We start from the raw sequence: 25,396 nt of genomic DNA, 5'->3' as shown, positions 1-25,396 counted from the left end.
TAGCACGTGATTCGTTCGATCCGGGGGAGAAAACTCTCTATGTCCCTTACTCGTAAGGCCGCACTGGGCGTCGTGGCCTGTACTGCCGGCGCCCTGCTCACCGGCACCATGGGCACCGCCCACGCCGAGGGCGACCTCTACGGCGCCTTCGCCATCGCCAACCTCGACGACTCCACCCACATCGTGGGCCGCTGGAACTACCCGGACCAGGCCTCGGCGGACGCCGATGCCCTGTCCGAGTGCGGCTACAGCAACTGCTTCATCAAGCTGCGCTGGGTCAACGGCTGCGCCGCCTACTCGCGCCGCGACAACGACCTGTTCTGGGCGGTCGGCGCCACCCGCGCCGAGGCCGAACGCAATGCCCTTGCCGCCGCCGGCCCGGACCCCAACCCGCTGCTGGTGAGCCTGGGCAGCGCCGAGCCGAGCACCGCGACGCTCCGCCACTCGGCCTGCACCGCCAACGCCGGCTAGTCGGAGGACCCGTCGCCGGGCCCCGCACGCCTCTCGCGTCGTGGCCCGGCCACCCGGTTCGGGCGAACATCGGTAGGCTCTCCGCCGTGAGCCTGCCTGCACCCACCGCCGACAATCGTGCCGTCGTGACCGGATCCTCCTCCGGGATCGGGGTCGCCCTCGCCGAAGAGCTTGCCTCGCGGGGCTACTCGCTGATCCTCGTCGCCCGGCGCGGCGATCTGCTGGCCGACCTGGCGCAGCGGCTGACCGAGCGGTACGGCATCACCGCCGAGGTGCGCGCGGTGGACCTGTCCGACCGGGACCAGCGGGCCCCGCTGGCCAAGGAGCTGGCCGCCCGCGATATCGCGATCCTGTGCAACAACGCCGGTGTCGCCACCTTCGGCGCGCTCGCCAAGCTGGACCTGGACTACGAGCGCGACATCATGGAACTGAACGCGGTGGCCGTGCACGACCTGACGCTGGCCGTGCTTCCGGGCATGCTGGAGCGGCGTGCGGGCGGCATCCTGATCACCGGTTCCGCCGCCGGCAATATGCCGATTCCGCACAACACCACCTACTCGGCGAGCAAGGCGTTCACCAACACCTTCTCCGAGTCGCTGCGCGGCGAGCTCAAGGGCACCGGCGTCAATGTCACCCTGCTGGCCCCCGGCCCGGTCCGCACCGACAACCCGGACCAGGAGGAGATGGGCAGCAAGATCCCCGAGTTCATCTGGGTCACCGCCGCCCACACCGCCAAGATCACCATCGACGCGCTCGCCCGCAACAAGATGCGGGTGGTCCCGGGCCTGATCAGCAAGGGCATGAGCATCGCCGGGCAGTTCGGCCCGCGGTCCATCACCTCGGTGGTGGCGGGCGCCGCCTACAAGAAGCTCGGCGGCTGATCAGCAAAACGTCAAGATCGGGCCGGCGCTCGTCAAGAGCCCGTGCCGGACCGGTTCGGACCCCTCGATCAGGCGTAGTCCTGGTGACGGCCCCGCAGAAGAGAAAGCGGGGAGCTCTCACCAGGAGACGCCGTGACGCTGCTCGAGATCTTCCCGTCGCTGCGGGACGGGGGCCTGATCCCCCGTCTCGACCCGGCCGTCTGGCCGCGCGACACGCACTACGACGCCGACGGGCGCATCACCGTCGGCGGGGTCGCGCTGGCCGACATCGCCGACCAATACGGCACCCCCACCTACGTCCTCGACGAGACCGAGGTGCGGGACCGCTGCCGCGCCTACCGGACCCGATTCCCGGACGCGGAGATCATCTACGCGGGCAAGGCACTGCTCACCCGCGCGGTCGCCGAATGGATCACCGAGGAGGGCTTGTCCCTCGACGTGTGCTCGGCCGGGGAACTGGCGGTCGCGTTGTCCGGCTGGGCCGATCCGGAGCGAATCGTGCTGCACGGCAACGGGAAACCGTTCGCCGAACTGGAGACCGCGGTGGGCTGCGGGGTCGGGCGCATCGTGGTCGACTCGCTCACCGAGATCACGCTGCTGTCGGCGCTGGCCGTGACACCGCAACGGGTGCTGGTGCGCGTCACCCCCGATATCGACATCGACGGGCATCCGGCGGTCCGCACCGGGGTCACCGATCAGAAGTTCGGCTTCCCGATCGGCGGCACGGCGGTCAAGGAAGTGGTGGATCGCATTGTGCGGCAACCCAATCTGGAACTCACCGGCCTGCACTGCCACATCGGTTCGCAGATCCACAACACCTTCCCCTACGGCGAGGCGGTGCGGCAGGTGGTCGCCGAGATGGCCCGCATCCGCGACGAATTCGGCGTCACCCTCACCGAATTGGATCTCGGCGGCGGGCACGCGGTCGCCTACCGCGGCGGGGACGCCGAACTGAACCTGGCCGAACTGGCCGACATCATCGAGGACGCCCTCGACGCGGCGTGCGCCCGGCATGGGTTCCCGCGCCCGCGCATCGCCCTGGAACCCGGTCGCGCCATCGTCGCGCGGGCGGGCGTCACGCTGTACCGGGTGCTGTCGATCAAGCACGTCGAGAACGGCCACACCTATGTGACCGTGGACGGCGGCATGAGTGACAACCCGCGCGTCGCCCTCTACGGCGCGCGCTACGACGCCGTGGTCGCCAACCGGCATCCCACCGGCCCCCAGATGACCGCCACCATCGCGGGCCGCCACTGCGAGGCGGGCGACATCCTGGCCCGCGACGTCCGGCTACCCGTCGATCTGCGGCCCGGCGAGGTGCTGGCGGTGCCGTGCACCGGCGCGTACCACCACAGCCTGGCCTCGTCCTACAACGGCATCGGGCGGCCGCCGATCGTCGCGGTCCGCGACGGCGAGTCCCGGGAGCTGGTCCGCCGCGAGACCATCGACGATCTGCTCAGCCGCGATATCGGGCACTGAGCCCGGGACCGGCCTACCGCCGCCGGGTGCCGAAGATGCTGCGGCTGATCTCGCGCCCGGCCACGGTGGCCGCCGACCGCAGGAAGTTCTTGAACGCCGGATTGTTGACGATCTTCTCCGCCATCGAATCCTCCTCCGGCGCCGGCTTGGCCGAGCGCGAGCTCTTGGCCGCCGCGTCCTGATCGGCCTGCTCGGCCGCGGCCTGGATCTTCGCGGTCAGGATCTCGTACGCCGATTCCGCGTCGATGGTCTGGCCGTACTTGCCGTACAGCGTGGACTGCTGTGCGCGGGAACGGATCGCGTCGTCGCCGATGGTGTCCATGAGCGAGCGCGGCGGCTGCATGCGCGCCCACGCCACCGGGGTCGGCGCGCCCTTCTCCGACAGCACCGTCACCACCGCCTCACCGATGCCCAGCGAGGTGAACGCCTTCTCCAGGTCGTAGGTGGCGGTCTTCGGGTAGGTGCGCACCGTCTTCGACAGCGCCGCCTGATCCTCCGGCGTGAAGGCGCGCAGCGCGTGCTGGACGCGCGCACCCAGCTGGGAGAGCACCGCATTGGGGATGTCGGTGGGCAGCTGGGTGCAGAAGAAGACGCCGACGCCCTTGGAGCGGATCAGCTTCACCGTCTGCTCGACCTGGTTCAGGAACGCCTTGGACGCGCCGTTGAACAGCAGGTGCGCCTCGTCGAAGATGAACACCAGCTTGGGTTTGTCCATATCGCCGACCTCGGGCAGGGTCTGGAACAGGTCGGCCAGCACCCACATCAGGAACGTCGAGAACATCTGCGGCCGCGCGGCCTGCGCGCCCAGCTCGAACAGGGTGATCACGCCCTGACCGCCCGCGCTGCGCATCAGGTCGGACGGATTCAGTTCCGGCTCACCGAAGAAGGTGTCGCCGCCGTCGGCCTCCAGGTTCACCAGCGCGCGCAGGATCACGCCCGCGGTCTGCGCGGAGACGCCGCCGATGCCCTTGAGATCCTCCTTGCCCTCCGGGCTGGTGAGGTATTGGATGACCGAGCGCAGGTCCTTGAGGTCCAGCAGCGCCAGGCCCTGCTGGTCCGACCAGTGGAAGATCAGGCCGAGGGTCGACTCCTGAGTCTCGTTGAGCCCCAGCGCCTTACTGAGCAGGATCGGCCCGAACGAGGTGATCGTCGCCCGGATGGGCACCCCGATCCCGCCGGTGCCGAGGGAGACGAATTCACACGGGAACCCCTGCGGCTTCCAGTCCGCGTCGCCGGTCTCCTGGGCTCGCGTCAGCAGCTTCTCGTTGGATTGTCCCGGTTGCGCCAGCCCGGACAGGTCGCCCTTGATGTCGGCCACCACGACCGGCACGCCCGCCGCCGAGAGCTGCTCGGCGATGCCCTGCACGGTCTTGGTCTTACCGGTGCCGGTGGCCCCCGCGATGAGTCCGTGCCGGTTCATGGTCTTCATCGGAATCCGCACCCGCGCGTCGGGATGCACCGTGCCGCCGACGATCACGGTGCCCAACTCCAGCGCCACCCCGTCCATGGCGTACCCGGCCGCGATCTCCTGGGCGGCGACCTCGTCCTTGCTCGCCGGATCGGCGTCGGCGGCAGCCACTTTCGCCGTGGCCGCGGCCTTGCCGTCCGAATCCGCCGCGGGCGCGGCCGTAGCCGCGGTGGCGGCCTTCTCGGCGGCCTCCTGCGCGGCGGCCTCCTGTTCGGCGGCTTCGGCCGCGGCGGCCGCTTCGGCCGCGATCCGCGCCGCTTCCTCGGCGGCCTTCCGAGCCGCCGCTGCCTTCTCCTGCGGGGTGGTCATCGCGCTTCCTCCGTCTGCCGTGCCGACTGCTCAGAAACTGCCCGACCCACACGCCATCCGCTCGCCGCGCGTGAGATTCGCCCGCAACGATACTGCTCGATCGCACGTCCGAGCGGCCTCGACGCGGGTTGCCTGCGGTTAACCAATCGGGTTCGGGCCGCGCGGACGGTCCGACGCAAACCGGGTGGGGTTCGCGCGAAGAGTTAGTGTTTGGCGGTGACCGACAAGTACGTGGTGTGGATGGACTGCGAGATGACCGGGCTGCGGCTCGACAGCGACAAGCTGATCGAGGTGGCCGCGCTCGTCACCGACAGTGACCTCAATATTCTCGGCGAGGGCGTGGACATCGTGATCCACGCCGACGACGCCGCGCTGGCCGCCATGCCGCCGGTGGTGACCGAGATGCACGCCAAGTCGGGGCTCACCGAGGAGGTGCGGCGGTCGGTCGTCACCCTCGAGGAGGCCGAGCAGCAGGTGCTCGACTACATCAAGCAGTACGTGCCGACGCCGCGGACGGTTCCGCTGGCGGGCAATTCGATCGCCACCGATCGCGGGTTCATCGCGCGCGACATGCCCGCGCTGGACGCGCACCTGCACTACCGCATGATCGATGTCAGCTCGATCAAGGAACTGGCCCGGCGCTGGTACCCGCGGATCTACTTCGGCCAGCCCGAGAAGGGGCTCGCGCACCGCGCGCTGGCCGACATCCAGGAGTCCATCCGTGAGCTCCAGTACTACCGCCGCACCGCGTTCGTTGCGGCCCCCGGCCCCTCCACGGCCGAGATCGCCGCTGTCGCCGCCGAATTGACGACCCCCGCGCAGCCGCCCGTAAACCCCTCCTGAACAGCCGATTAGGTACTCACAGCGGCGACACGTTAAGCTCTAGCGCGCCGGAAGTTACCGGCAATGGTGGCTGTAGTTCAGCTGGTAGAGCACCAGGTTGTGATCCTGGGTGTCGCGGGTTCGAGTCCCGTCAGCCACCCTTATCGGCCCAGGCCAGAGAATATTCTCTCGCCTGGGCCGAACTGCGTTGCGGGGCAGGTGACGCCCCTTCGCCGGGTGCGAATCGCTTGCTTGCCAACCAAGTGAAATGCAGTTACTTTGCTTTATCTGTCCGTTGCTGTGGGCTGCATCATAATCGTGCCCCGTTCGGCATGGCTGTGGCTCGATGAGGATTTTGCACTTGACCAGTTCCTGGACAACCGGCCGGGCCGTACTCCTGCCCCGGCTGGCCGTCGCCATGGGCGTCCTGGCCGCCGCGGCATCGGCGGGCACCGCCGAGGCCGAACCGGCCCCCGCACCCGGCCGCCCGCTCGTGGTGCTCGGCGACTCCTACAGCGCGAACCCCTCCTGTGACGTGGTGCTCACCAGATGCGAGAACCCGGACAGCACCGGGCTGCGGGCCTGCCTGCACGGACCCTCCTCGTGGCCCGTCCAGCTGGGCGCCTTGATGGGCGTCGAGGCCGCCGACGTCGTGAACAACTCGTGCTCGAGCGCGTCCATCGACACCGGGCCGGTCACCTCCACCGGTGAGCAGGTGCCCGGCCGCGGCGGCTACACCCTGGCGCAGCTGGCCCTCGACGCCGCGCAGAACGGCGCGTTCGGGCCGCGGACCCGGGTGGTGACCATCCAGCTCGGGTTCAACGACTCCTGGCCCAAGGACGCGACCCTCTCCGCGGATGTGAACAAGGTGTTCACCTGTGTGATCGACCTCGTACACGGCTGTGACGACGCCGCGGTGGCCGAGGGCCGGTGGCCGGACTACACGGCCATCACCGGGACGGCCTACGCCGACCGCGTCCGCAAGGTCGTCGACTATGTGAAGTACTACGCCCCGAACGCGAAGATCGAACTGATCGGCTATCCCGAGATCGCCCCCGAGGGCGCGACCGAGTGGTGCGCGGACATCCTCGGCGTCGTGCACTGGGTCCAGCCGCGGGCCGGAGCCATGGTCGCGTACTGGAACCGGCTGCAGACCGCCCAGCGCGAGGCCGCCGGAATCCTGGGCGTCGACTTCATCGACCTGAAGCCCGCGACCGCCGGACACGGCCTGTGCGCCGCCGACCCGTGGTTCAGCAACTTCCTCGATCCCCGGCAGAGCCCGTCCGCCTTGCCTTTCCACCCGTCGCCGCGCGGCGACACGGCCGTGGCCGCCACCATCCACGGCCACATCGCGTCGCACTGACCCGGAGAAGCAATGACGCTCACCATCACCCCTGAATCCGAGGCGACGGCCGCGCCACCACAGTTCGCGTGGCGCGGTGTCCTGTTGGTCTCCGGCCTGATCACGCTGGTCTGGTCGGTCTCGGCGTTCCGGTTCCAGCTGGCGGGCGACGAGCTGTACTACCTGGCGTGCGGTCGCCGCCTCGCGGTCAGTTACGTCGACAACGGCCCGCTGATCCCGTTGATCGCGCGGCTGGCCGACGTGCTCGCGCCCGGATCGGTGATCGCGCTGCGGATCCCCGGATTGCTGCTGCTGATCGCGGTTTCGGTGCTGACCGCCGCGGTCGCCTACGAATGCGGTGCGCGGGAACGGTTCCAGCTCCTCGCCGCCGCGGGTTACGCAGCCTCACCGTTCATCTTCGCCTACACCGTGCTCGACAGCGTCGCCATCGATGTGGCGTTCCAGGCGTTGATCATCTGGCTGCTGGTCCGGTGGGTGCGCACCCGCCGCGACCGCCTGCTCGTCGCCGCGGGCGTGGCGGCGGCGATCGACGTGCAGGACAAGTGGCTGGTGCTGATGCTCGGCGCCTGTGTCGGTGTCGCCATGCTGGTGGCGGGTCCGCGTGAGATCCTGCGCCGCCCGGCCCTGTGGCTGGGCCTGCTGATCATGGCGGCGGCCATGACCCCGGCCCTGCTGTGGCAGGCCTCCCACGATTGGCCGCAGCTGGCCACCAATGCCGCCATCGCGCACGAGACCGCGCAGAGCGACGGCGGCCAGTGGGGCACGGTGATCGCGATCCTGGTGGTCACCGGATTCCTCGGCGGCGGCCTGGGCGTGCTGGGCCTGTACGGCCTGGCCCGGGATCCGAAGCTGCGCCCGTACCGCTTCGTGCTCGTCGCGGCGCTGCTGATGGTGGTGCTGGTGGTCGCGAGCCACGGCCGGTCCTATTACGTCGCCGGGATCATTCCCGCGATCTTCGGTGCGGGCGCGGTGGTGCTGTCGGGTTTGTTCGACACCGCAGGTCCGCGTCCGGCGGCCGTGCTGCGGCGCGTGTTCACCGGATTGACCGTTCTCACCGCCGTTTTGATGGCCGCCCTGGCCACGCTCCCCTACCCGAAGAGCTGGATCGACGTCCCCAACACCAGCAAGCTGGGCTTCCTGCAGCACTACGGCAACGACGACTGGGCGGACCTGGCCGACGCCGTGGAGAGGGTGGCGGCCGGTCTGCCGCCCGAGGAGCGGGCCGCGACCGCGGTGGTCGCGGAGGCCTACAACGAGGCCGGCGCGCTCGACCACTACGGCAAGTTCCAGTCGATTCCACCGGCGTACAGCCCGAATCGCGGTTTCGCCGTGTGGGGTCCGCCGCCGGACTCCGCCACGACCATCCTGTGGGTCGGCTACAACGACAGTCCGGAACAGCGGGCGTTTCTCGCGAACTTCGGGCAGAAAACCCAAGCGCTGCAGATGATCGACGAGCTCGGCATCGCCGGCCAGAACCATCACGTGAACATCTGGATCCTGCGCGAGCCGCTGGTCCCGCTGTCGGTGGCCTGGCCGAAGCTGACCTACATGATCGTTCCTCCGGCCTCGTGAGAACTCTGTCGGCCTGGTGAGAACACTGTCGGTCTCATGAGCAACACTGTCGGTCTAGCGCAACGTTTCCGCTGGGGAGGATTTGCATGTTGAGTTTCACGACCAAGGGCGCGTCGCTGCGGCTGGCCGCCGTCGCCGCGGTGCTCGCCGCCGCGGGTTCGGTGGGCGTCGCCGCCGCCGACGAACCGGCCCCGGCGCAGGGTCGCACCCTTGTCGTACTCGGCGATTCGTTCGCCGCGAACCCGGCCTGCGACGGGGTCCTGGTCAAATGCGACGGCAACAATGACGCCGCGTCGCACGAGTGCCTGCACCGCGACACCTCGTGGCCGGTCCAGCTGAGCGCGCTGATGGGTGTCCCCGCAGCCGATTTCGAGAACGCGACCTGCACCAACGCCTCCATCGACAGCGGCCCGGTCACCTCGACCGGCAAGGAGATCCCCGGCCGTGACGGCTACACCCTGTCGCAGCTGGCGATCAAGGCGAGCAAGAACGGCGCGTTCGGCCCGCGCACCCAGGTGGTCGCGATCCAGCTGGGCGCCAACGACTCCTGGCCGCGCGACTCCACCAATGTCGCCGATGCCCCCAGCCAGCTGCGCTGCGCGCTGAACATGAGCCAGGGCTGCGACGCCGACGCCGTCGACAAGGAGCACTGGCCCGAGCTCGACACCATCACCGGCGCCGCCTACGCCGACCGCATCCGCAAGGTCGTCGAGTACGTGAAGTACTACGCCCCCAACGCGAAGATCCAGCTCGTCGGCTATCCCGAACTGGCCCCGGTCAATTCGAACACCTGGTGCCTCGACGTCCTCGGCACCTTCCGCTACATCCAGCCCCGGGGCGGCGCCGTCAACGCCTTCTGGAACCGCCTCGACGACGCCGAACGCGATGCGGCCCAGATCCTCTCGATCGACTTCGTCGACGCCCGCGTCCCCACCGCCGGACACGGCCTGTGCGCCCCCGACCCGTGGGTCCTGGCCGCCCTCGACCCGAAGGTGAACCTGGTCGGTCTCCCCTTCCACCCGACACCGCGCGGCGACACCGCCGTGGCCGCCGAGGTCTACAGCCACCTCGGCCGCTGACCCGGTAGCGGACGGTTCAGCCCGCCACGACCGGTCGTGGTGGGACGCCGACGTATTCGCTCAGCGGCCGGATCAGGGCGTTGGATTCGCTCTGCTCGATGATGTGGGCGGCCCAGCCGGTGACGCGGCTCATCACGAAGATCGGGGTGAACGCCTCGATGTCGAAGCCCAGCAGGTAGTAGGCGGGACCGGTGGGGAAATCGAGGTTGGGTGCGATTCCGGTGGCCTCGCGCATGGCTCGTTCGAGGACGTCGTACATCCGTATCCACGTGGCGCCGTCGGTCGCGGCGGCGATGTCGAGCAGGGCCTTCCGCATGGTCGGCACCCGGGAGTCGCCGTTCTTGTAGACCCGGTGGCCGAAGCCCATCACCTTTTCCTTGCTCGACAGCTTGTTCCGGAGCCAGGCCTCGGCCAGGGCGGGGTCGCCGATCTCGAGCATGTCGTGCATGACCGCCTCGTTCGCACCGCCGTGCAGGGGACCTTTGAGCGCACCGATGGCGGCGGTGACCGCGCTGTAGATGTCGGAGCGGGTGGAGGTGACCACGCGGGCGGCGAAGGTGGAGGCGTTGAAACTGTGCTCCGCGTACAGGATCAGCGAGATCTCGAACGCCTTGACCAGCTCCGGAGCGGGCACCGTGCCGAAGCACATGTTCAGGAAGTTCTCCGCGAAACCCAGATGCGAATGCGGTGTGACCGGATCCAGACCGTGACGTCGGCGATGGTCGGCGGCGACGATGGTCGGTAGCACCGCCATCATGCGTAAGGCCTTGGCGCGGTTGGCCTTCGGCGAGCTGTCGTCCTCGGCCGGGTCCTCGGCGCCGAGATAGCTGATCGCGGTGCGCACCACGTCCATCGGATGGCAGTTCTCGGGCAGCTTGGCCACCAGTGCCAGCAGCGACCGGTCGGCCCGCCGGGACGCCCGTTCCCGCTGCTGGAACTCCGCCAGCTGGATGTCGGTGGGAAGTTCGCCGTACCACAGCAGGTAGCCGACCTGTTCGAACGTGCAGTGGGCCGCCAGATCCTGGACCGCGTAGCCGCGATAGGTCAGCGAGTTGGTTTCCGGTATCACCTTGGAGATCGCGGTGGTGTCGACGACGACGCCGGCGAGACCCCGGTGGATGGTCTGGATCTCCGTCATCACTGGTTCCTTCCCAGGGTGAAATTGAAGATGTCGGAATCGAATTCGTTGTAGCGCTCGTAGTCGAGGAGCTCGTAGAGGCGGCTGCGGTGCTGCATACGGTCCAGCAGTCCGGACTGGGTGCCGGTGGCCGCGATCTCCCGCAGCCCGGTCTCGGCGGCGAACATGGCCAGCCGCAGCGTGGTGACCGGGTAGATGACGGCGTTGTAGCCGATCGATTCCAGCGTGGACGCCGGAATCAGGTCGGACTTGCCGAACTCGGTCATATTGGCCAGCAGGGGAATCGAGACGGCGGCCCGGAACTGCTCGAAGTCGGCCGGGGTGCGCAGCGCCTCGGTGAAGATCAGGTCCGCGCCGGCGTCGGCGTAGGCCCGGGCCCGGTCGACGGCGGCGTCGAGGCCCTCGATCCCGGCCGCGTCGGTGCGCGCGCAGATCACGAGATTCGGGTCGCGCCGGGCGGATACGGCCGCGCGCAGGCGGCGCACCATCTCCTCGACCGGAACCACCGCCTTGCCGTCGAGGTGGCCGCAGCGCTTCGGATTGACCTGATCCTCGAGGTGCAGCCCGGCGATCCCGGCGTCCTCCAGGACGGTGACGGTGCGCGCGGCGCTCATCGGCTCACCGAATCCGGTGTCGGCGTCGACGAGGACGGGCAGGTCGGTGACCCGTGCGATCTGCTGCCCGCGCCCGGACACCTCGGTCAGGGTGGTCAGCCCGATATCGGGCAGGCCCAGATCGGCGGACAGCACCGCGCCCGAGACATAGACCCCTTCGAAGCCGATCTCCTGGATCAGCTTGGCCACCAAGGGATTGAACGCCCCTGGGAACCGCTGGATCGTGCCCGAGGTCAGGCCCGCCCGGAACGCGGCGCGCTTGTCGGCGGCCGAGGTGGCCGCCGCGATCAGGCCGGTCATCGGAACAGCCCCTGCGGCGAGCGGGGCGCGCGGGCGAGCACGTCGGCCGACACGGTGAAGGTGAGCTCCGACAGCTCACCGGCGGACAGCTCGCCCGCGCGCTGGACCACCGCCAGGAAGCGGTCCTGCTCGGCGGGTTCCACGACGCCTTCGGCGAGGGTGCGGAACTTCGCGATGTACTGGTCGCGGTCGAACGGCCGCGCGCCCAGCGGGTGCGCGTCGGCGACCGCCAGTTCGTCCACGATGACTTCGCCGCTCCGCAAGGTGATCTCGGCGCGCGCCCCGAACGCCTTCTCGCTCGGGGCGGTGGAGTGGTAGCGCCGCGTCCATTCCGGATCCTCGGCGGTGGAGATCTTGTTCCACAGCGCGATGGTGTCCGGGCGTCGCGCGCGCTCGGGCGCGTAGGAGCGCTCGTGATGCCAGGCGCCGTCCTGGAGGGCGACCGCGAAGATGTACATGATCGAGTGGTCGAGCGTCTCCCGGGAAGCGCCGGGGTCGAACTTCTGTGGATCGCCCGACCCGGTGCCGATCACGTAGTGGGTGTGGTGGCTGGTGTGCAGCACGATCGTGGCGATCTGATCCAGGTCGCCGATCCGCTCGCGCATCCGGCACGCGAGGTCGATGGGGGCTTGGCTCTGGTACTCGGCCGAGTGCTCCTTGGTGTAGGTGTCGAGGATGCCGCGCTTGGGTTCGCCGGGTCCGGGCAGCGGCACCGAGTACTCCGTGTCCGGACCGCCCAGCAGCCAGGCGATCACGCCGTCCTCGCCCTCCCAGATCGGCGCCGGCGCGCCCTCGCCGCGCATGGCCCGATCCACCGCTTCCACGGCCATCTTCCCGGCGAAGGCGGGGGCGTAGGCCTTCCAGCTGGAGATCTCGCCCTTGCGGGACTGCCGGGTGGCGGTCGTGGTGTGCAGGGCCTGGCCGATGGCCTGGTAGACGGTCTCGGTGTCCAGGCCGAGCAGCGTGCCGATCCCGGCGGCGGCCGACGGGCCCAGGTGCGCGACGTGGTCGATCTTGTGCTGGTGCAGGCAGATCGCGCGGACCAGATCGACCTGGATCTCGTAACCTGTTGCCAGACCGCGGATCAGGTCACGGCCGCTGCGCCCGGTGTGCTGGGCGACGGCGAGGATCGGCGGGATGTTGTCGCCCGGGTGCGAGTACTCGGCGGCCAGGAAGGTGTCGTGGAAGTCCAGCTCGCGCACCGCGACTCCATTGGCCCAGGCCGCCCATTCCGGCGAGTAGGAGCCGGGCGCGCCGAAGACGGTCGCGCCCGGTGCGTACGGATGCGCCAGGGCCTGGGCGCGGGCATTGGCGACCGGACGCCGGGTGAGAGAGGCCGCCGCGACCGCCGCGTTGTCGATGAGCCGATTGACGATCATCCGCTCGACCTCGGGGGCGACCTCCACCGGATCGGCGGCGACCTCGGCGATGCGCCAGGCGAGGTGTTCCGCGCGGGGAAAGCGCTCCGCGGAGCGGTGGGTGCGGACCAGATGATTCTTCATATTTCGCACCGTACACAGCGGTTTCGAGCCCGGAAATCCCTTGCAAATGCCTATTTTTGCGGAATCGAAGTCCGGATTCGGTAAAAGTTGTGAAAGCCGGAATTGCTAGATTGAGCGCATGCAGAAGATGTACGCGGGCGCGCGCCTGCGCGCCTTGCGGGAGCGCCGGGGCCTGTCGCAGTCCGCGCTGGCCAAGACGCTCGAACTCTCGGTCAGCTACATCAATCAGCTCGAGCACGACCAGCGCCCGCTGACCGTGCCGGTGCTGCTGCGCCTGAACGCCCGCTTCGACCTGGACATGGGCTTCTTCGCCGCCGACACCGACGCCCGGCTGATCGCCGACCTGCAGGACGTGTTCGCCGAGGATCCCGAGGGCGCCGACATCACCACCGCCGAGATCGACGACCTGGTGGCCCGGGTGCCGGCGGCCGCGCGGGTGCTGGTCGGCCTGCACCGTCGCCTGCGCGGCGCCACCGAGCAGATGGAACGCGTCTCCGCCGGAATCGACGGCGACGCGGGCGAATCCGCCGCCGCCATGCCGTACGAGGACGTCCGCGACTACTTCTACGACCGGCGCAACCACATCCCGGAACTCGACACCGCGGCCGAGCAGCTGTTCGACCGCAATGGCCTGAGTCTGGGCGGACTCGACCTGCAGCTGACCCGGTTGCTGCGCGAACAGCACGGCATCGCGGTCCTCATCCGCACCGACGATCCCAGCGATCCGGGCCCCAAACGGGTTTTCGACCCCGACAGCCGCGTGCTGACCCTGGCGCGGCGGCTCACCGCCGGTCAGCGCGCCTTCCAATTGGCCACGCAGCTCGCGTTTCTCACCCAGGCCGAGGTGATCGCCGATCTGATCGACGCGACCGACACCATGCCCGAGAATTCGCGCGGCCTGCTGCGCACCGGGCTCGCCAACTATTTCGCCGGAGCCCTGATCCTGCCCTACACCCGCTTCTGGGACGCGGCCGAATCCCTGCGCTACGACATCGAACTGCTGGCCGCCACCTTCGAGGTCGGCTTCGAGACCGTCTGCCACCGCCTGTCGACCCTGCAGCGGCCCGGCAAGCGCGGGGTGCCGTTCTTCTTCGTGCGCACCGATCGCGCCGGGAACATCTCGAAACGCCAGTCCGCCACCGCGTTCCACTTCTCCCGGGTGGGCGGCAGCTGCCCGCTGTGGGTGGTGCACGACGCGTTCTCCACACCGGGCAGCATCCGCACCCAGATCGCCCGCATGCCCGACGGCCGCAACTACCTGTGGCTGGCGCGCACCACCGACGAGAAGACGCCCGGATACCTGTCCCCCACCCGGGATTTCGCCATCGGGCTGGGCTGCGACCTGACCTACGCGGACAAGCTGGTGTATTCGCACGCCCTGCCCGTCGACGACCCGCGCACGGCGGTGCCGATCGGCGCGGGCTGCAAGGTCTGCGAGCGCACCGACTGCGCACAGCGCGCGTTCCCGCAGCTGGGACGCCCGATCCGGGTGGACGACAACAGTTCCCGGACCATTCCTTACGCGCCGATCATCTGACCGGACGGCCGGGGCGCACCGCGTTCGTTCGCATGGACCACGGCGCGGCGCGCCCCGGTTCTCGGCTACCGCAACGCGTGCGCGGCGGCCACGAGATTGCGCAGCGACTCGGTCACCTCGACGGTGCCCCGCGTCTTGAGACCGCAGTCGGGGTTGACCCAGAGCCGGTCGGCCGGAACCGCTTTCAGTGCCCGGGCCAGCGCCTCCTCGATCTCCCGGACGCCGGGCACGCGCGGCGAGTGGATGTCGTACACGCCCGGCCCCACACCCAGGTCGAAGCCCGCCGCGGTGAGGTCGTCGAGCACCTCCATGTGTGAGCGCGCCGCCTCGATCGAGGTGACGTCGGCGTCCAATCCCGCTATCGCGCCGATGATCTCACCGAATTCCGAATAGCAGAGGTGGGTGTGGATCTGGGTGCCGTCGGCGACCCCGGAGGTCGCCAGCCGGAACGCCGCCACCGCCCATTCCAGGTATGCGGGCTGATCGGCGCGGCGCAGCGGCAGCAGCTCCCGCAGGGCCGGTTCGTCCACCTGGATGATGGCGGTCCCGGCCGCCTCCAGGTCCACCGTCTCGTCCCGGATCGCCAGCGCGAGCTGGCGCGCGGTGGCGGCGAGCGGCTGGTCGTCACGGACGTAGGACCACGCCAGGATGGTGACCGGCCCGGTGAGCATGCCCTTGACCGGTTTGCCGGTCAGCGACTGCGCGTAGGTGATCCAGTCGACGGTCATGGCCGCCGGTCGGGCCACGTCGCCGAACAGGATCGGCGGTCGCACGCACCGGGTGCCGTAGGACTGCACCCACCCGTTCGCGGTGGCCGCGAAACCGTCCAGCTGCTCGGCGAAGTACTGCACCATGTCATTGCGTTCGGGCTCGCCGTGCACCAGCACATCGAGACCGATCTCCTCTTGCAGCGCAATGACTTCGGCGATCTCGGCGCGCATGCGAGCGTCGTACTCGGCCCGGTCGATCTCGCCGCGGCGCAGGGCGGCGCGCGCCACCCGGATGCGGCCGGTCTGCGGGTAGGAACCGATGGTCGTGGTCGGCAGCGGCGGCAGGTCCAGCCGCTCCCGCTGCGACCGCCGTCGCTCCGCCGCGGGCGCCCGGCGCACGGCCGCCGCGTCCAGTGCGGCCAGCCGGTCACGCACCGCCGGGTCGCGCAGTCGCGCGTCGGATCGCCGGTCCAGCACCGCCGTTCGCGCGATCTCCAGCCGCTCCACGGCCGCGTCCTGCCCCTCATGCAGGACGGTGGCCAGCAGCCGGATCTCGGCGATCTTCTCGGTCCCGAACGCCAGCCAGGACCGCAGGCGCGGCTCCAGCTCCGGCTCGGCGGCGAGGCTGTACGGAACATGCAGCAGCGAGCAGGAACTCGACACCGCCACCGGGGCGCCACCTGCGGCGAGCGCGGCCAGCCCGGTCAGCGCCCGATCGGGATCGGTGCGCCACACGTTGTACCCGTCGACGACGCCCGCGACGAGCAACGTCCCGGAAAGCCGCTGCGCCGCGGCGATATCCGCGTCTCCACCCGACACCAGATCGACGGCGAGGCCCTCGATCCCGGAGTCCGCCAGCGCCGGCAGCGCCGCGCCCAGCCGGCCGAAGTACGAGGCCACCAGCAGATCGGGCCGCGCGGAGACCGAGGCCAGCCGCTGATACGCCGAACGCACCAGCGCCAGTTCGGTGTCCGTCAGGTCGGTGACCAGCACCGGCTCGTCGAGCTGTACCCAGCGCGCGCCCGCGGCCGCCAGCAGGCCCAGCAGCCGCTCGTACAGCGGCAGCAGGTCGGGCAGCCGATCCAGCAGCTCGCTGCCGTCCACCGACTTGGCCAGCTTCAGGAAGGTGACCGGTCCGATGATGACCGGCCGGGCCGGAATGCCCAGTGCCAGGGCCTCTTCCAGTTCGGCGAGCGGCTTGTCCGGGTGCAGGTCGAACCGGGTCGAGGCCGAGAGCTCGGGCACCAGATAGTGGTAGTTGGTGTCGAACCACTTGGTCATCTCGAGCGGCGCGATATCGGCGGTGCCGCGGGCGGCCGCGAAGTAGCGGTCCAGTTCGTCGGCGATGCCGTGCACCCGTTCCGGCAGCGCGCCCAGCAGCACCGCGGTGTCGAGCATCTGGTCGTAGTAGGAGAAGGTGCCCACCGGAACCGAGTCCAGTCCGGCGGCGTGCACCGCCAGGAGTTGCGTGGCGCGCAGGCCACCGGCGAGGCCGTGGAGCGCGGCGGCGTCGATCCGCCCCGCCCAGTACGCCTCGATCGCGCGTTTCAGTTCCCGGTTCGGTCCGATGCGGGGCAGCCCCAGCACCGTGGCGGTGAAAGTGTTGTCAGGGTTCAACATTGATGAACTCCACGGTCAGCAGTGATGACCGCCGCCCAATATGAGCGCACGCTGACGGAGCCCATGCATCGACCGTGCCCGGATCCGATCGGCGTAGCGCCCAGTCCACGAGGCGACGACCGCCGGATACGGCGTATCCGGCACGACGGGCAGGTCTTCGGACTCATGGGCATCGACCCGATACTCGGGCCGGCCCCGGCACGAGACCGAGGCGGACCTACCGGCCGTCGCTTCCCAGGCATGCGCCCAGTGCTGATGACGGCGTTCGTTCCCATTCACCGCTGCGGGACAGTCCCGGATTCCCACCGGGTTCCCTCTCACCCGGCGGCGCGCGAGCGCGGCGGCGGGCTTCGACGCCGTCGAATGGGTCAGGGGCTCCTCGACTCCACCTCCGGCGAACCAGTTGTGTTGGCGAATATAGCCCAGCGACAGCGCGATCCCCGCACGCGCGGCGTCGTCCCATCAGGTGGTCGACCCGGGCAGGCGGATTGACCAGCGGCGATGCGCTTTCGTATGGTTGATCGACGATGTCATGAGGAATCCGGTGCAATGCCGGAACGGTCGCGCCACTGTGAGCAGCCCGGTCTCCCCGCGAGACGGATGCGAGTCAGACCCTCACATCGTCGGTTCGATCGGCAACGGGGACGCGGAATCCCCCTGACTCAAAGGAGTCCTTCGTGGCTACCTCTTTCGCTCCTCGCTCCGGTCTCGGCAGCGGTGCGCTCGCGATCCCGTCCACCGCCCTGTGGCTGGTCGGCACCACCCTGCTGGCCCTGCTGGCCATCTACTTCATCGGCATCGATCAGGGTGCGGTGTCGGTGTTCGGCAGCGACATGCACGTGCACGAGTTCGTGCACGACGGCCGCCATTTCCTCGGTTTCCCCTGCCACTAGCACCGGGAATCGAGTAACCACAATGGAAAAGCGAATCATCGGCCGAGGAGTCCTGCTGGGGGCGCTCGGCGGAGCGCTGGCGTTCGTCTTCGCCCGGATCCTGTCCGAGCCGATCATCGACCGCGCCATCGCCTACGAGGGCGGCCGCGACGACGCGCAGATGGCGCTCGACAAGGCCGCCGGCAAGCCCATGGACATGGACCACGGGGCCGAGCTGTTCACCCGGGCACAGCAGCAGAATGTCGGTCTGGGCTTCGGCGTGATCGTGTTCGGCGCGGCGCTGGGCGCGCTGTTCGCGGTCGTCTACTTCCTGGCGCTGCGCAAGGCCGGGAAGATCTCGCCGCGGAATCTGGCGCTGCTGGTGTCGGGAGGCATGTTCCTGGCGCTGTACGCGGTGCCGTTCCTGAAGTACCCGGCCAACCCGCCGTCGGTCGGGAATCCGGACACCATCGAGGAGCGCACGGCCCTGTACGTGGGCCTGATCGCGATCACCGCGGTCGCGCTGGTGGCCGCGATCTGGCTGGGCCGCAGGCTCACCGCGCGCCTGGACAATTGGACCGCGTCGGTCGCCGCCGCGGCGGGATTCGTGGTGGTGATGGGCGCTCTGCTGGCACTGTTGCCGTCGTTCTCCGAAGCGCCGGAGCCGCTGCAGGACGCGTCGGGCACGATCGTCTTCCCGGGCTTCCCCGCCGACGACCTGTACCACTTCCGGCTGTACGCGTTCGCCGCCCAGCTCATGGTGTGGGCGGTCATCGGGGTCGGCTTCGCCTGGCTGGCGCCGCGTCTGCTCGGGGACCGCTCCCCGGCCGCGCCCGCCGTGGCGGCATGAGCGCGGTCACCCGTCTGACCCTGGTGACGCACGCGATCACCGATGCCGTGCAGTCCGCCCGCTTCCCGGCCGACGAACCGCTCAACCCGCTCGGGTCGCGGTCGGTCGAGCAGGCGGGCGGGCTGCCCGGCCCGGGGCCCGCGACGGTGCTCCACGCACCGGAGCTGCGGGCCGAACAGACCTGTCGGGCCCTGGGATTCACCGGGGCCCCGGAGCCCGCGCTGCGCGATCTGGACCACGGCGACTGGGCCGGGAAGGCGATGGACGACCTCGCACCCGAGCAGCTCATGGGCTGGCTCACCGATCCGGGCTTCCGCGATCACGGCGGCGAATCGATCACCGGGTTGATCGACCGCGTCGGCGACTGGCTGCACGGCCTGGCCGGGCGCGGCGACCGGATCGTCGCGGTGACGCACCCCGCGATCGTCCGGGCCGCGGTCCTGCGCACCCTGAACGCTCCCCCGCAGTCGTTCTGGCGCCTCGACATTCCGCCGCTGAGCGCCACCACCCTGAACCACCGCGCCCCGGCGTGGACGCTGCGCGCGACCGCGCTCGAGTTGGCGTCCTGAATCAGCCCGAGCCGGCGTCCTGAACCGTCAGGCGTGCGGCGGGAACTGGCCGTCCGCTGTCACCTTGGTGCCGTTGAGGGTGAAGGTGACGACGCTGGGACCGCCCTGCGGGCAGCACATCGGATCACTTCCGTTGAGCCAGCGGTAGGTCAGCGACAGCGAGTTCCGTGTCTTGCCGGTGACCTGCGTGTACATGTACGGGTCCGAGGTGGCGGTGCCGAGGTAGGTGCCGCCGGTGAAGAACAGCACGTGCGTATACGGGTGATTGGTGTTGGAGTTCACCATCATCCACGAGAGCACACCGTCACAGCCCGAGGCCAGCTCCACCTCCCCCGCCTGACCGGTCTGCCAGCCGCCCACCGGCGGCGGGGACAGCCGCGCGATGGCGGCCCGGGCCAGATCGGAGTTGATGTCGAAGCACAGCCCGTGCCCGCTCCCGGCGGGTGCGGTGCCCGGCTGCTGCGGCGCGGGACTCCCCGCCGCGGTGGTGGCCGGGCCGCCGGGGAGGGTCGCCACCGGACCGGCGGGACTGGTCGTCACCGGGCCGGTCGACGACCCCGGATCGCACGCGGTGGTCACCGCCACCACGGCGGCCGCCATCGCGAGCAGAGCCGCTGACCTGTTCTTCATGAGTCCTCCCCGAGCACGTGTCACGCCCTCATCATCGGCCGCGTGAGCAGCGGCGTTATCGAGAACCGCTGTGCGAGAATGCGGCATGAGCATCAAGATCGACGCGCTCGATTCCGCGCTGCTCCGGGAACTGGCGGCCGATCCGCGGGTGCCGATCCTGGAATTGGCGCAACGGCTCGGGATCGCGCGGAACACCGTGCAGGCGCGGATGAAACGGCTGGAGGCGGCCGGGGTGGTCCGGGGGTATCCGCCGGACGTGGATCTCGAGGCCATCGGTTTCGCGGTGCACGCATTCCTCGGCATCGAACTGGACCAGAACAAGATGAACGACATCGTGGAGTCGTTGCGCGCGTTCCCGAACGTGCTCGAGGTGCACGCCACCACCGGGCGCGGCGACCTGCTGGTCCGGGTGGCGGCCCGGTCACAGCCGGATCTGCTCGGCGTCATCCAGCGGGTGCACGCCATCACCGGCGTCAAGCACACCGAGACCATGCTGGCGCTGGCGACGCCCATCGAATACCGGTCGCTGCCGCTCGTCGAGCATCTGACCAGTCACCCGGCCCCCGACTGACCAGAATGCTGCGCAGGTCACAGTGTTCCAGATCACTTTTGAGCAGTCTGATCAACTTTTCGCGCGACTGTTGACACAGATCACCCTTCACGGCAGATTTCGCAGCACCGATCGCCTGGTCCCTTCGTTGCAGCTCACAATCTGAGCTGTGGAGAGTGTGGTGACTGTTCATGACCGACGTTGCCTGCGCGCCTGCACCACAGGCCGAACCGGCTACGCCCTACGACCTCGCCGACCGCTACCGGTCGGGTGCGGGTCCGGTCCTCCTCACCGGCGTGCAGGCCATCGCCCGCCTGCTGGTGGAACAGCATGTGCGGGATATGCGCGCCGGTCACCGGGTCGCGACCTTCGTGTCCGGGTATCAGGGCAGCCCGCTGGGCGGCGTCGACAAGATGCTGCTGGGCATGCCGACCGTGCTGACCGAACACGACATCGCCTTCGTGCCCGGCTTCAACGAGGAGCTCGCGGCTACCGCGGTGTGGGGTAGCCAGGCCGACCTGCCCGCCGGGACTCCGACCCACGACGGCGTGGTCGGCGTCTGGTACGGCAAGGGCCCCGGCGTGGACCGGGCCACCGACGCCATCCGGCACGCGAACATGTACGGGGTGAATCCGCGCGGCGGCGTGCTGCTGCTGGTCGGCGACGACCCGGCCTCGAAGTCCTCGACCGTGCCCGCGGTGAGCGAACGATCCCTGGCCGCCATGGGTGTGCCGGTGCTGTTCCCGCGCAATGCCCGCGAGATCATCACCATGGGGATGCAGGGCATCGCGCTGTCGCGGGCCTCGGGGTGCATCGTGGCGCTGAAGATCGTGGCCGATGTCGCCGACGGGGCCTGGACGGTGGACGGCTCGGTCGCGAACCTGCCCATCGCGGTGCCCGAAGTGCAGTGGGAGGGCAAGACTTTCGCCTACCGGCAGCGGCCCATGGCGGCTCCCGCCGACAGCGTGCTCGCGGAGGCCGATCTGTACGGGCCGCGCTGGGCCACCGTGCGCGCCTTCGGGTCCGCCAATGACCTCGATGTCATCGAGGTCGACCCGATCCACGCGCGGATCGGGATCGCGGCCACCGGCACCACCTTCGACGCGGTCCGGCAGGGTCTGCACGATCTCGGCGTCGACGAGGCGGCCATGCACCGGGCGGGGATCCGCCTGCTGCGCATCGGCATGCCGTATCCCGTTGGCGCACAGCGGGTCACGGAGTTCGCGCGCGGTCTGGAACAGATCATCGTGGTGGAGGACAAGACCGCCTTCGTCGAGACCCAGATCCGCGAGATCCTGTACGGCGCCGCCGACGCCCCGCGCATTCTCGGCAAGCTGGACGGGAACGGGCTGCCGCTCATGCCGTTCGACGGCGAGCTGACCGCCGGCCGCCTGCTCGGCCCGCTGCGCCGCGTGCTGCGCGAGCACGTCGAGCTGAAGAAGGCTCCGCCGCCGGCGCTTTCGCTGGAGGTGCTGTCCGCCAAGCGCACCCCGTACTTCTGCAGCGGCTGCCCGCACAACCGCTCCACCGCGCTGCCCGAGGGGTCCATCGGCGGCGGCGGCATCGGCTGCCACACCCTGGTCACCCTGTCCGGGCGCGACGACAGCGCGGTCACCGGCCTCACCCAGATGGGCGGCGAGGGCAGCCAGTGGATCGGGCAGGCCCCGTTCACCGATGTGCCGCACCTGTTCCAGAACATCGGCGACGGCACCTTCTTCCACTCCGGGCAGCTGGCCGTGCAGGCGTGCGTGGCGGCGGGGGTGAACATCACCTACAAGCTGCTCTACAACGAGGTCGTCGCCATGACCGGCGCGCAGGACGTGGAGGGCGGGCTGACGGTCGCCAAGCTCACCCACAAGCTGACCATGGAAGGGGTCGCGCAGATCATCATCTGCGCCGACGATCCCAAGCGGCACAACAAGAAGACGCTCGCCAAGGGCACGCTGCTGTGGCATCGCGACCGGCTCGACGAGGCACAGAAACTGCTGCGCGAGGTCAAGGGCGTGACCGTGCTGATCTACGACCAGCATTGTGCCGCCGACGCGCGACGGCAGCGCAAGCGCGGCACGCTGCCGGCGCGCACTACGCGCGTGGTGATCAACGAGGCGGTGTGTGAGGGCTGCGGCGACTGCGGCACCAAGTCCAACTGCCTGTCGGTGCAGCCGGTGGAGACCGAGTTCGGGCGCAAGACGCGCATCGACCAGACCTCGTGCAATACCGACTACAGCTGCCTGGACGGGGACTGCCCGTCCTTCGTGACGGTGGAGCTGCGGCCGGATGCCAAGGGCGGCAAGGGTTCCCGGCGCGTCCGCGGCCTGCGCCGCAAGCCCGCCGAACCGCCGGCCGTGGCCGATCCCGGTCTCGGCGCTCCGCCGGGCACGCAGAACGTGCTCATCGCGGGCATCGGGGGCACCGGCATCGTGACGGTCAACCAGGTGCTGGCCACGGCCGCGCTGCGCGCCGGGTACGCGGTCGAGAGCCTCGACCAGATCGGGCTGAGCCAGAAGGCCGGGCCGGTGCTGTCGCATCTGCGGTTCTCCACCACGGAATTGGAGCCGTCGAACCGGCTCACCCCCGGCAGCGCGGACTGCATCATGGCCATCGACCTGCTGACCGCCGCCGACCCCAAGAACCTCCAGTACGGCGACCCGAACGGAACCGTCGTCGTCGCCTCGACCAGCAAGACCCCGACCGGCGACATGGTCTACGACAAGTCGGTCGCCTACCCCGAGACCGGGCCGCTGCTGGATCGGCTGGCGGCGGTGTCGGATTCGCAGGTCGACTTCGACGCCCTGGCCGCCGCGCAACACCTGTTCGGGACGACCGCCGCCGCCAACTTCCTGATGGTCGGCGCGGCCTTCCAGACCGGTGGCCTGCGGCTGCCCGCCGCGGCGATCGAGGAGGCGATCGGCATCAACGGTGTCGCGGTGTCGGCCAATATCGCGGCCTTCCGCTGGGGCCGGGTGGCCATCGCCGATCCGGCCGCATTCGCGGCGGCCACCGATTCCGGTGCGGCACAGCGTGCTCCGCGGGTCGCGCCCGCCGAGCTGCTGGCGGGCACCGGCTTCGACGGCGAGGTCCGGCGACTGGTGGAACGGCGCGCCGCCGAGCTGATCGACTACCAGAACGCCAAGGTCGCCCGACGCTATATCGACACCGTCCAGGCCGCGTGGACCGCGGAGCGCGCGGTCACCGAGCGCACCGAGTTCACCGAGGCCGTGGCGCGCGGGCTGTTCAAGTTCACCGCCTACAAGGACGAGTACGAGGTCGCCCGACTGCTGGTCGATCCCGCGTTCCTGGACGAGGTCCAGGCGCAGGTCCCCGGCGGCGAGAACCTCACCTACAAGCTGCACCCGCCGGCGCTGCGCGCGCTGGGCCGCAAGAAGAAGATCGGCCTCGCCCCGAAATCCCATGTGGCCCTGAAGCTGCTCGCCAAGGGCAAGGCGCTGCGCGGCACCAAGCTCGACCCCTTCGGTTACGCTCACGTCCGCAAGGTGGAGCGGGAACTGCTGGCCCACTACACCGGCATGGTGCACCGGCTCGCGGCCGGTCTCACCGTCGACGGGTACGCCATCGCCGTCGAGGCGGCGGCGCTGCCCGATCTCGTCCGCGGCTACGAGGACGTCAAGCTCGGCAATGTCGAGCTCTACCGCGCCCGCCTGCGCGAACTCGGCCTCGACGGCTGACGCGTCGACCGCGACCAATTCCACACCAGCCCACAGCAATACGGCGACGATCAGCGACCGTCGCCCTCCTCGGCGATCCCCGACCACCCCACGGCGTGGGATCGCCGCGGCCCGCGCCCACCGGACGCGACCGCCGACCATCGGTCACGGTCGAGCGGCACACCCGCCGCCGCCCCTGCCCGACCCGCTGCCACCCGCGTGGCAGTTCCCCGGCCGCCCACCACGCGGCCCCGCCCAGCCGCCACGAGCGGCGTCCACGAAAGGAATCGACCGTGACCGCAATGCACACCGACGCAGGGGTTTTCGGCCGCTCGCACGAACTGAGCGCCCGGCGACACGAGCAGGTGGTGTTCTGCGAGGACGACCGCAGCGGTCTCAAGGCGATCATCGCGATCCACTCGACCGCGCTCGGCCCGGCGCTGGGCGGCACCCGGATGTACCCGTACGCCTCCGAGGCGGCCGCGCTGGACGATGTGCTGCGGCTGTCGTGGGGCATGACCTACAAGGCCGCGGCCGCCGGGGTGGATCTGGGCGGCGGCAAGGCCGTCATCATCGGCGATCCGGCGCTGGACAAGAGCGAGGAGCTGTTCGCCGCCTACGCGCGCTTCGTGGAATCCCTTGGCGGGCGGTACATCACGGCCGGTGACGTCGGCACCAACACCGACGACCTGGACGCGATCGGCCGCTACACCAGCCATGTGACCGGCCGCAGCGTCGCGGCGGGCGGGTCCGGGGACAGCGCCCGGCTCACCGCCCTGGGCGTGTTCAACGCGATGCGCGCCGGAGCCGAATCCGTGTGGGGCGCACCGACGCTGGCGGGCCGCACGGTCGGCGTCGAGGGCGTCGGCAAGGTCGGCCGCGAACTGATCGAGCTGCTGCTGGCCGACGGCGCGGAGGTCTGCGCGACCGACGTGAACACAGTTGCGCTGGAACGACTTTCGAGCGACCATCCCTCGGTTCGACTGTTGAGCACCGTGTCCACGGCTCCGGTCGACGTCTACGCCCCCTGCGCCCTCGGCGGCACGCTCACCGTGTCGAGCGCCGAGGCCATCGAGGCGAAACTCGTCTGCGGCGCGGCCAACAACCAGTTGGCCACGCCCGCGGTGGAATACGCCCTGAACGAGCGCGGCATCACCTGGGTCCCGGATTTCGTGGCCAATGCCGGTGGGCTGGTTCAGGTGGCCGGTGAGCTGCGGCACGCGGCGCCGGCCGAGGTCGAAGAGGCAGTGAGGGGCATCTTCGACCGTTGCCGCGACATCATCGCGGAATCCCAGGCCGAGGGCATCGGCACCGGTGCGGCGGCGAACAGGTTCGCGGAGCGGCGGCTCGACGCCATTCCGCGAGTTCGCTGATCGCGGCACCGAAACTCTTCGG

20 protein-coding genes, 1 tRNA gene and 2 riboswitches are annotated in these 25,396 nt (G+C 69.7%); of the genes, 15 read left to right on the top strand and 6 right to left on the bottom strand.

The window, feature by feature from the left end:
- Nucleotides 1–39: 39 nt before the first annotated feature.
- From ACQPYY_RS07550 to lysA, 3 genes are all read left to right on the top strand, one after another.
- Nucleotides 40–471 (top strand): DUF4189 domain-containing protein, encoded by a 432-nt coding sequence (locus ACQPYY_RS07550; protein WP_379100996.1) that lies wholly within the window; start codon nucleotides 40–42, stop codon nucleotides 469–471.
- 86 nt (nucleotides 472–557) lie between these two features.
- Entirely contained in the window at nucleotides 558–1,352 is a 795-nt protein-coding gene (gene cmrA, locus ACQPYY_RS07545) for a mycolate reductase (RefSeq protein WP_379100993.1), read from the top strand.
- A 132-nt stretch (nucleotides 1,353–1,484) separates the two neighbouring features.
- Nucleotides 1,485–2,831 carry a diaminopimelate decarboxylase gene (lysA, locus tag ACQPYY_RS07540; protein WP_433593217.1) on the top strand — a complete coding sequence of 449 codons (1,347 nt, stop codon included), beginning with the start codon at nucleotides 1,485–1,487 and terminating at the stop codon, nucleotides 2,829–2,831.
- 13 nt (nucleotides 2,832–2,844) lie between these two features.
- Here the strand turns inward: lysA and ACQPYY_RS07535 are convergent, their stop codons facing one another.
- Nucleotides 2,845–4,608 carry a helicase HerA-like domain-containing protein gene (locus tag ACQPYY_RS07535; RefSeq protein ID WP_433593216.1) on the bottom strand — a complete coding sequence of 588 codons (1,764 nt, stop codon included), beginning with the start codon at nucleotides 4,606–4,608 and terminating at the stop codon, nucleotides 2,845–2,847.
- 216 nt (nucleotides 4,609–4,824) lie between these two features.
- Here ACQPYY_RS07535 and orn point away from each other — a divergent pair, with 216 nt between their 5' ends.
- From orn to ACQPYY_RS07510, 5 genes are all read left to right on the top strand, one after another.
- Nucleotides 4,825–5,451, top strand: coding sequence for an oligoribonuclease (orn, locus tag ACQPYY_RS07530; protein ID WP_357090438.1), 627 nt, complete (start codon nucleotides 4,825–4,827; stop codon nucleotides 5,449–5,451).
- Between the two features lie 66 nt (nucleotides 5,452–5,517).
- Nucleotides 5,518–5,590, top strand: a tRNA-His gene (locus tag ACQPYY_RS07525).
- Between the two features lie 201 nt (nucleotides 5,591–5,791).
- Nucleotides 5,792–6,793 carry an SGNH/GDSL hydrolase family protein gene (locus ACQPYY_RS07520; protein WP_433593215.1) on the top strand — a complete coding sequence of 334 codons (1,002 nt, stop codon included), beginning with the start codon at nucleotides 5,792–5,794 and terminating at the stop codon, nucleotides 6,791–6,793.
- 12 nt (nucleotides 6,794–6,805) lie between these two features.
- The gene (locus ACQPYY_RS07515) at nucleotides 6,806–8,365 is read left to right on the top strand and encodes an ArnT family glycosyltransferase (protein WP_433593214.1); all 1,560 of its coding nucleotides are present in this window, start codon (nucleotides 6,806–6,808) and stop codon (nucleotides 8,363–8,365) included.
- An 86-nt stretch (nucleotides 8,366–8,451) separates the two neighbouring features.
- On the top strand, nucleotides 8,452–9,444 hold the full coding sequence (locus ACQPYY_RS07510) for an SGNH/GDSL hydrolase family protein (protein ID WP_433593213.1): 993 nt from the start codon (nucleotides 8,452–8,454) through the stop codon (nucleotides 9,442–9,444).
- A gap of 16 nt (nucleotides 9,445–9,460) precedes the next feature.
- Here ACQPYY_RS07510 and ACQPYY_RS07505 read toward each other — a convergent pair whose 3' ends face one another.
- From ACQPYY_RS07505 to prpD, 3 genes are read right to left on the bottom strand one after another with little or no spacing between them, the layout of a single operon-like run.
- Nucleotides 9,461–10,582 (bottom strand): bifunctional 2-methylcitrate synthase/citrate synthase, encoded by a 1,122-nt coding sequence (locus ACQPYY_RS07505; RefSeq protein ID WP_433593212.1) that lies wholly within the window; start codon nucleotides 10,580–10,582, stop codon nucleotides 9,461–9,463.
- The gene (gene prpB, locus ACQPYY_RS07500; RefSeq protein WP_433593211.1) at nucleotides 10,582–11,496 is read right to left on the bottom strand and encodes a methylisocitrate lyase; all 915 of its coding nucleotides are present in this window, start codon (nucleotides 11,494–11,496) and stop codon (nucleotides 10,582–10,584) included. Before prpB ends, ACQPYY_RS07505 begins: the two co-directional genes overlap by 1 nt.
- The gene (prpD, locus tag ACQPYY_RS07495; protein WP_433593210.1) at nucleotides 11,493–12,998 is read right to left on the bottom strand and encodes a 2-methylcitrate dehydratase PrpD; all 1,506 of its coding nucleotides are present in this window, start codon (nucleotides 12,996–12,998) and stop codon (nucleotides 11,493–11,495) included. Before prpD ends, prpB begins: the two co-directional genes overlap by 4 nt.
- 118 nt (nucleotides 12,999–13,116) lie before the next feature.
- Here prpD and ACQPYY_RS07490 point away from each other — a divergent pair, with 118 nt between their 5' ends.
- On the top strand, nucleotides 13,117–14,535 hold the full coding sequence (locus ACQPYY_RS07490; protein WP_433593209.1) for a short-chain fatty acyl-CoA regulator family protein: 1,419 nt from the start codon (nucleotides 13,117–13,119) through the stop codon (nucleotides 14,533–14,535).
- 65 nt (nucleotides 14,536–14,600) lie between these two features.
- Here the strand turns inward: ACQPYY_RS07490 and metE are convergent, their stop codons facing one another.
- Nucleotides 14,601–16,865, bottom strand: coding sequence for a 5-methyltetrahydropteroyltriglutamate--homocysteine S-methyltransferase (gene metE, locus ACQPYY_RS07485; protein ID WP_433593208.1), 2,265 nt, complete (start codon nucleotides 16,863–16,865; stop codon nucleotides 14,601–14,603).
- 131 nt (nucleotides 16,866–16,996) lie between these two features.
- A riboswitch (cobalamin riboswitch) is annotated at nucleotides 16,997–17,205 on the bottom strand.
- A gap of 170 nt (nucleotides 17,206–17,375) precedes the next feature.
- A riboswitch (cobalamin riboswitch) is annotated at nucleotides 17,376–17,502 on the top strand.
- A gap of 40 nt (nucleotides 17,503–17,542) precedes the next feature.
- Here metE and ACQPYY_RS07480 point away from each other — a divergent pair.
- Genes ACQPYY_RS07480 through ACQPYY_RS07470 form a run of 3 tightly spaced genes read left to right on the top strand, consistent with a single transcriptional unit; the run spans nucleotide 17,543 to nucleotide 19,156 of the window.
- Complete coding sequence (locus tag ACQPYY_RS07480) at nucleotides 17,543–17,758, top strand: CbtB domain-containing protein (protein WP_379100961.1); 216 nt, start codon at nucleotides 17,543–17,545, stop codon at nucleotides 17,756–17,758.
- Nucleotides 17,759–17,780: 22 nt separating this feature from the next.
- Nucleotides 17,781–18,587, top strand: a complete 807-nt coding sequence (locus tag ACQPYY_RS07475; protein ID WP_433593207.1) for a CbtA family protein — start codon at nucleotides 17,781–17,783, stop codon at nucleotides 18,585–18,587.
- The gene (locus tag ACQPYY_RS07470) at nucleotides 18,584–19,156 is read left to right on the top strand and encodes a histidine phosphatase family protein (RefSeq protein WP_433593206.1); all 573 of its coding nucleotides are present in this window, start codon (nucleotides 18,584–18,586) and stop codon (nucleotides 19,154–19,156) included. The genes ACQPYY_RS07475 and ACQPYY_RS07470 overlap by 4 nt, the downstream gene beginning before the upstream one ends.
- A gap of 27 nt (nucleotides 19,157–19,183) precedes the next feature.
- On the opposite strand, the gene ACQPYY_RS07465 is transcribed toward ACQPYY_RS07470, so the two are convergent.
- Nucleotides 19,184–19,786 carry an LppP/LprE family lipoprotein gene (locus ACQPYY_RS07465; protein ID WP_433593205.1) on the bottom strand — a complete coding sequence of 201 codons (603 nt, stop codon included), beginning with the start codon at nucleotides 19,784–19,786 and terminating at the stop codon, nucleotides 19,184–19,186.
- An 85-nt stretch (nucleotides 19,787–19,871) separates the two neighbouring features.
- Between ACQPYY_RS07465 and ACQPYY_RS07460 the strand changes: the two genes are divergently transcribed.
- From ACQPYY_RS07460 to ACQPYY_RS07450, 3 genes are all read left to right on the top strand, one after another.
- Nucleotides 19,872–20,357: an Lrp/AsnC family transcriptional regulator gene (locus ACQPYY_RS07460; RefSeq protein ID WP_379100949.1), complete on the top strand. Its 486-nt coding sequence runs from the start codon at nucleotides 19,872–19,874 to the stop codon at nucleotides 20,355–20,357.
- 170 nt (nucleotides 20,358–20,527) lie between these two features.
- Complete coding sequence (locus tag ACQPYY_RS07455) at nucleotides 20,528–24,022, top strand: indolepyruvate ferredoxin oxidoreductase family protein (RefSeq protein WP_433593204.1); 3,495 nt, start codon at nucleotides 20,528–20,530, stop codon at nucleotides 24,020–24,022.
- 281 nt (nucleotides 24,023–24,303) lie between these two features.
- Entirely contained in the window at nucleotides 24,304–25,374 is a 1,071-nt protein-coding gene (locus tag ACQPYY_RS07450; protein WP_433594593.1) for a Glu/Leu/Phe/Val dehydrogenase dimerization domain-containing protein, read from the top strand.
- Nucleotides 25,375–25,396: the final 22 nt, after the last annotated feature.

It is taken from the genome of Nocardia sp. CA-145437 (assembly GCF_050956485.1).
In the GTDB taxonomy this organism is placed as follows: Bacteria; Actinomycetota; Actinomycetes; order Mycobacteriales; family Mycobacteriaceae; genus Nocardia.
This window is presented reverse-complemented; position numbering and strand designations above follow the sequence as displayed.

What these genes read in the sequence shown, in the direction of transcription:
- ACQPYY_RS07465 (WP_433593205.1), bottom strand. Translation starts at nt 19,786, where the DNA reads ATGAAGAACAGGTCAGCGGCTCTGCTCGCGATGGCGGCCGCCGTGGTG.
- ACQPYY_RS07535 (WP_433593216.1), bottom strand. Translation starts at nt 4,608, where the DNA reads ATGACCACCCCGCAGGAGAAGGCAGCGGCGGCTCGGAAGGCCGCCGAG.
- ACQPYY_RS07490 (WP_433593209.1), top strand. Translation starts at nt 13,117, where the DNA reads ATGCAGAAGATGTACGCGGGCGCGCGCCTGCGCGCCTTGCGGGAGCGC.
- ACQPYY_RS07505 (WP_433593212.1), bottom strand. Translation starts at nt 10,582, where the DNA reads ATGACGGAGATCCAGACCATCCACCGGGGTCTCGCCGGCGTCGTCGTC.
- metE (WP_433593208.1), bottom strand. Translation starts at nt 16,865, where the DNA reads ATGTTGAACCCTGACAACACTTTCACCGCCACGGTGCTGGGGCTGCCC.
- ACQPYY_RS07550 (WP_379100996.1), top strand. Translation starts at nt 40, where the DNA reads ATGTCCCTTACTCGTAAGGCCGCACTGGGCGTCGTGGCCTGTACTGCC.
- ACQPYY_RS07460 (WP_379100949.1), top strand. Translation starts at nt 19,872, where the DNA reads ATGAGCATCAAGATCGACGCGCTCGATTCCGCGCTGCTCCGGGAACTG.
- ACQPYY_RS07515 (WP_433593214.1), top strand. Translation starts at nt 6,806, where the DNA reads ATGACGCTCACCATCACCCCTGAATCCGAGGCGACGGCCGCGCCACCA.
- ACQPYY_RS07470 (WP_433593206.1), top strand. Translation starts at nt 18,584, where the DNA reads ATGAGCGCGGTCACCCGTCTGACCCTGGTGACGCACGCGATCACCGAT.
- ACQPYY_RS07510 (WP_433593213.1), top strand. Translation starts at nt 8,452, where the DNA reads ATGTTGAGTTTCACGACCAAGGGCGCGTCGCTGCGGCTGGCCGCCGTC.
- ACQPYY_RS07475 (WP_433593207.1), top strand. Translation starts at nt 17,781, where the DNA reads ATGGAAAAGCGAATCATCGGCCGAGGAGTCCTGCTGGGGGCGCTCGGC.
- ACQPYY_RS07450 (WP_433594593.1), top strand. Translation starts at nt 24,304, where the DNA reads ATGCACACCGACGCAGGGGTTTTCGGCCGCTCGCACGAACTGAGCGCC.
- prpD (WP_433593210.1), bottom strand. Translation starts at nt 12,998, where the DNA reads ATGAAGAATCATCTGGTCCGCACCCACCGCTCCGCGGAGCGCTTTCCC.
- prpB (WP_433593211.1), bottom strand. Translation starts at nt 11,496, where the DNA reads ATGACCGGCCTGATCGCGGCGGCCACCTCGGCCGCCGACAAGCGCGCC.
- ACQPYY_RS07455 (WP_433593204.1), top strand. Translation starts at nt 20,528, where the DNA reads ATGACCGACGTTGCCTGCGCGCCTGCACCACAGGCCGAACCGGCTACG.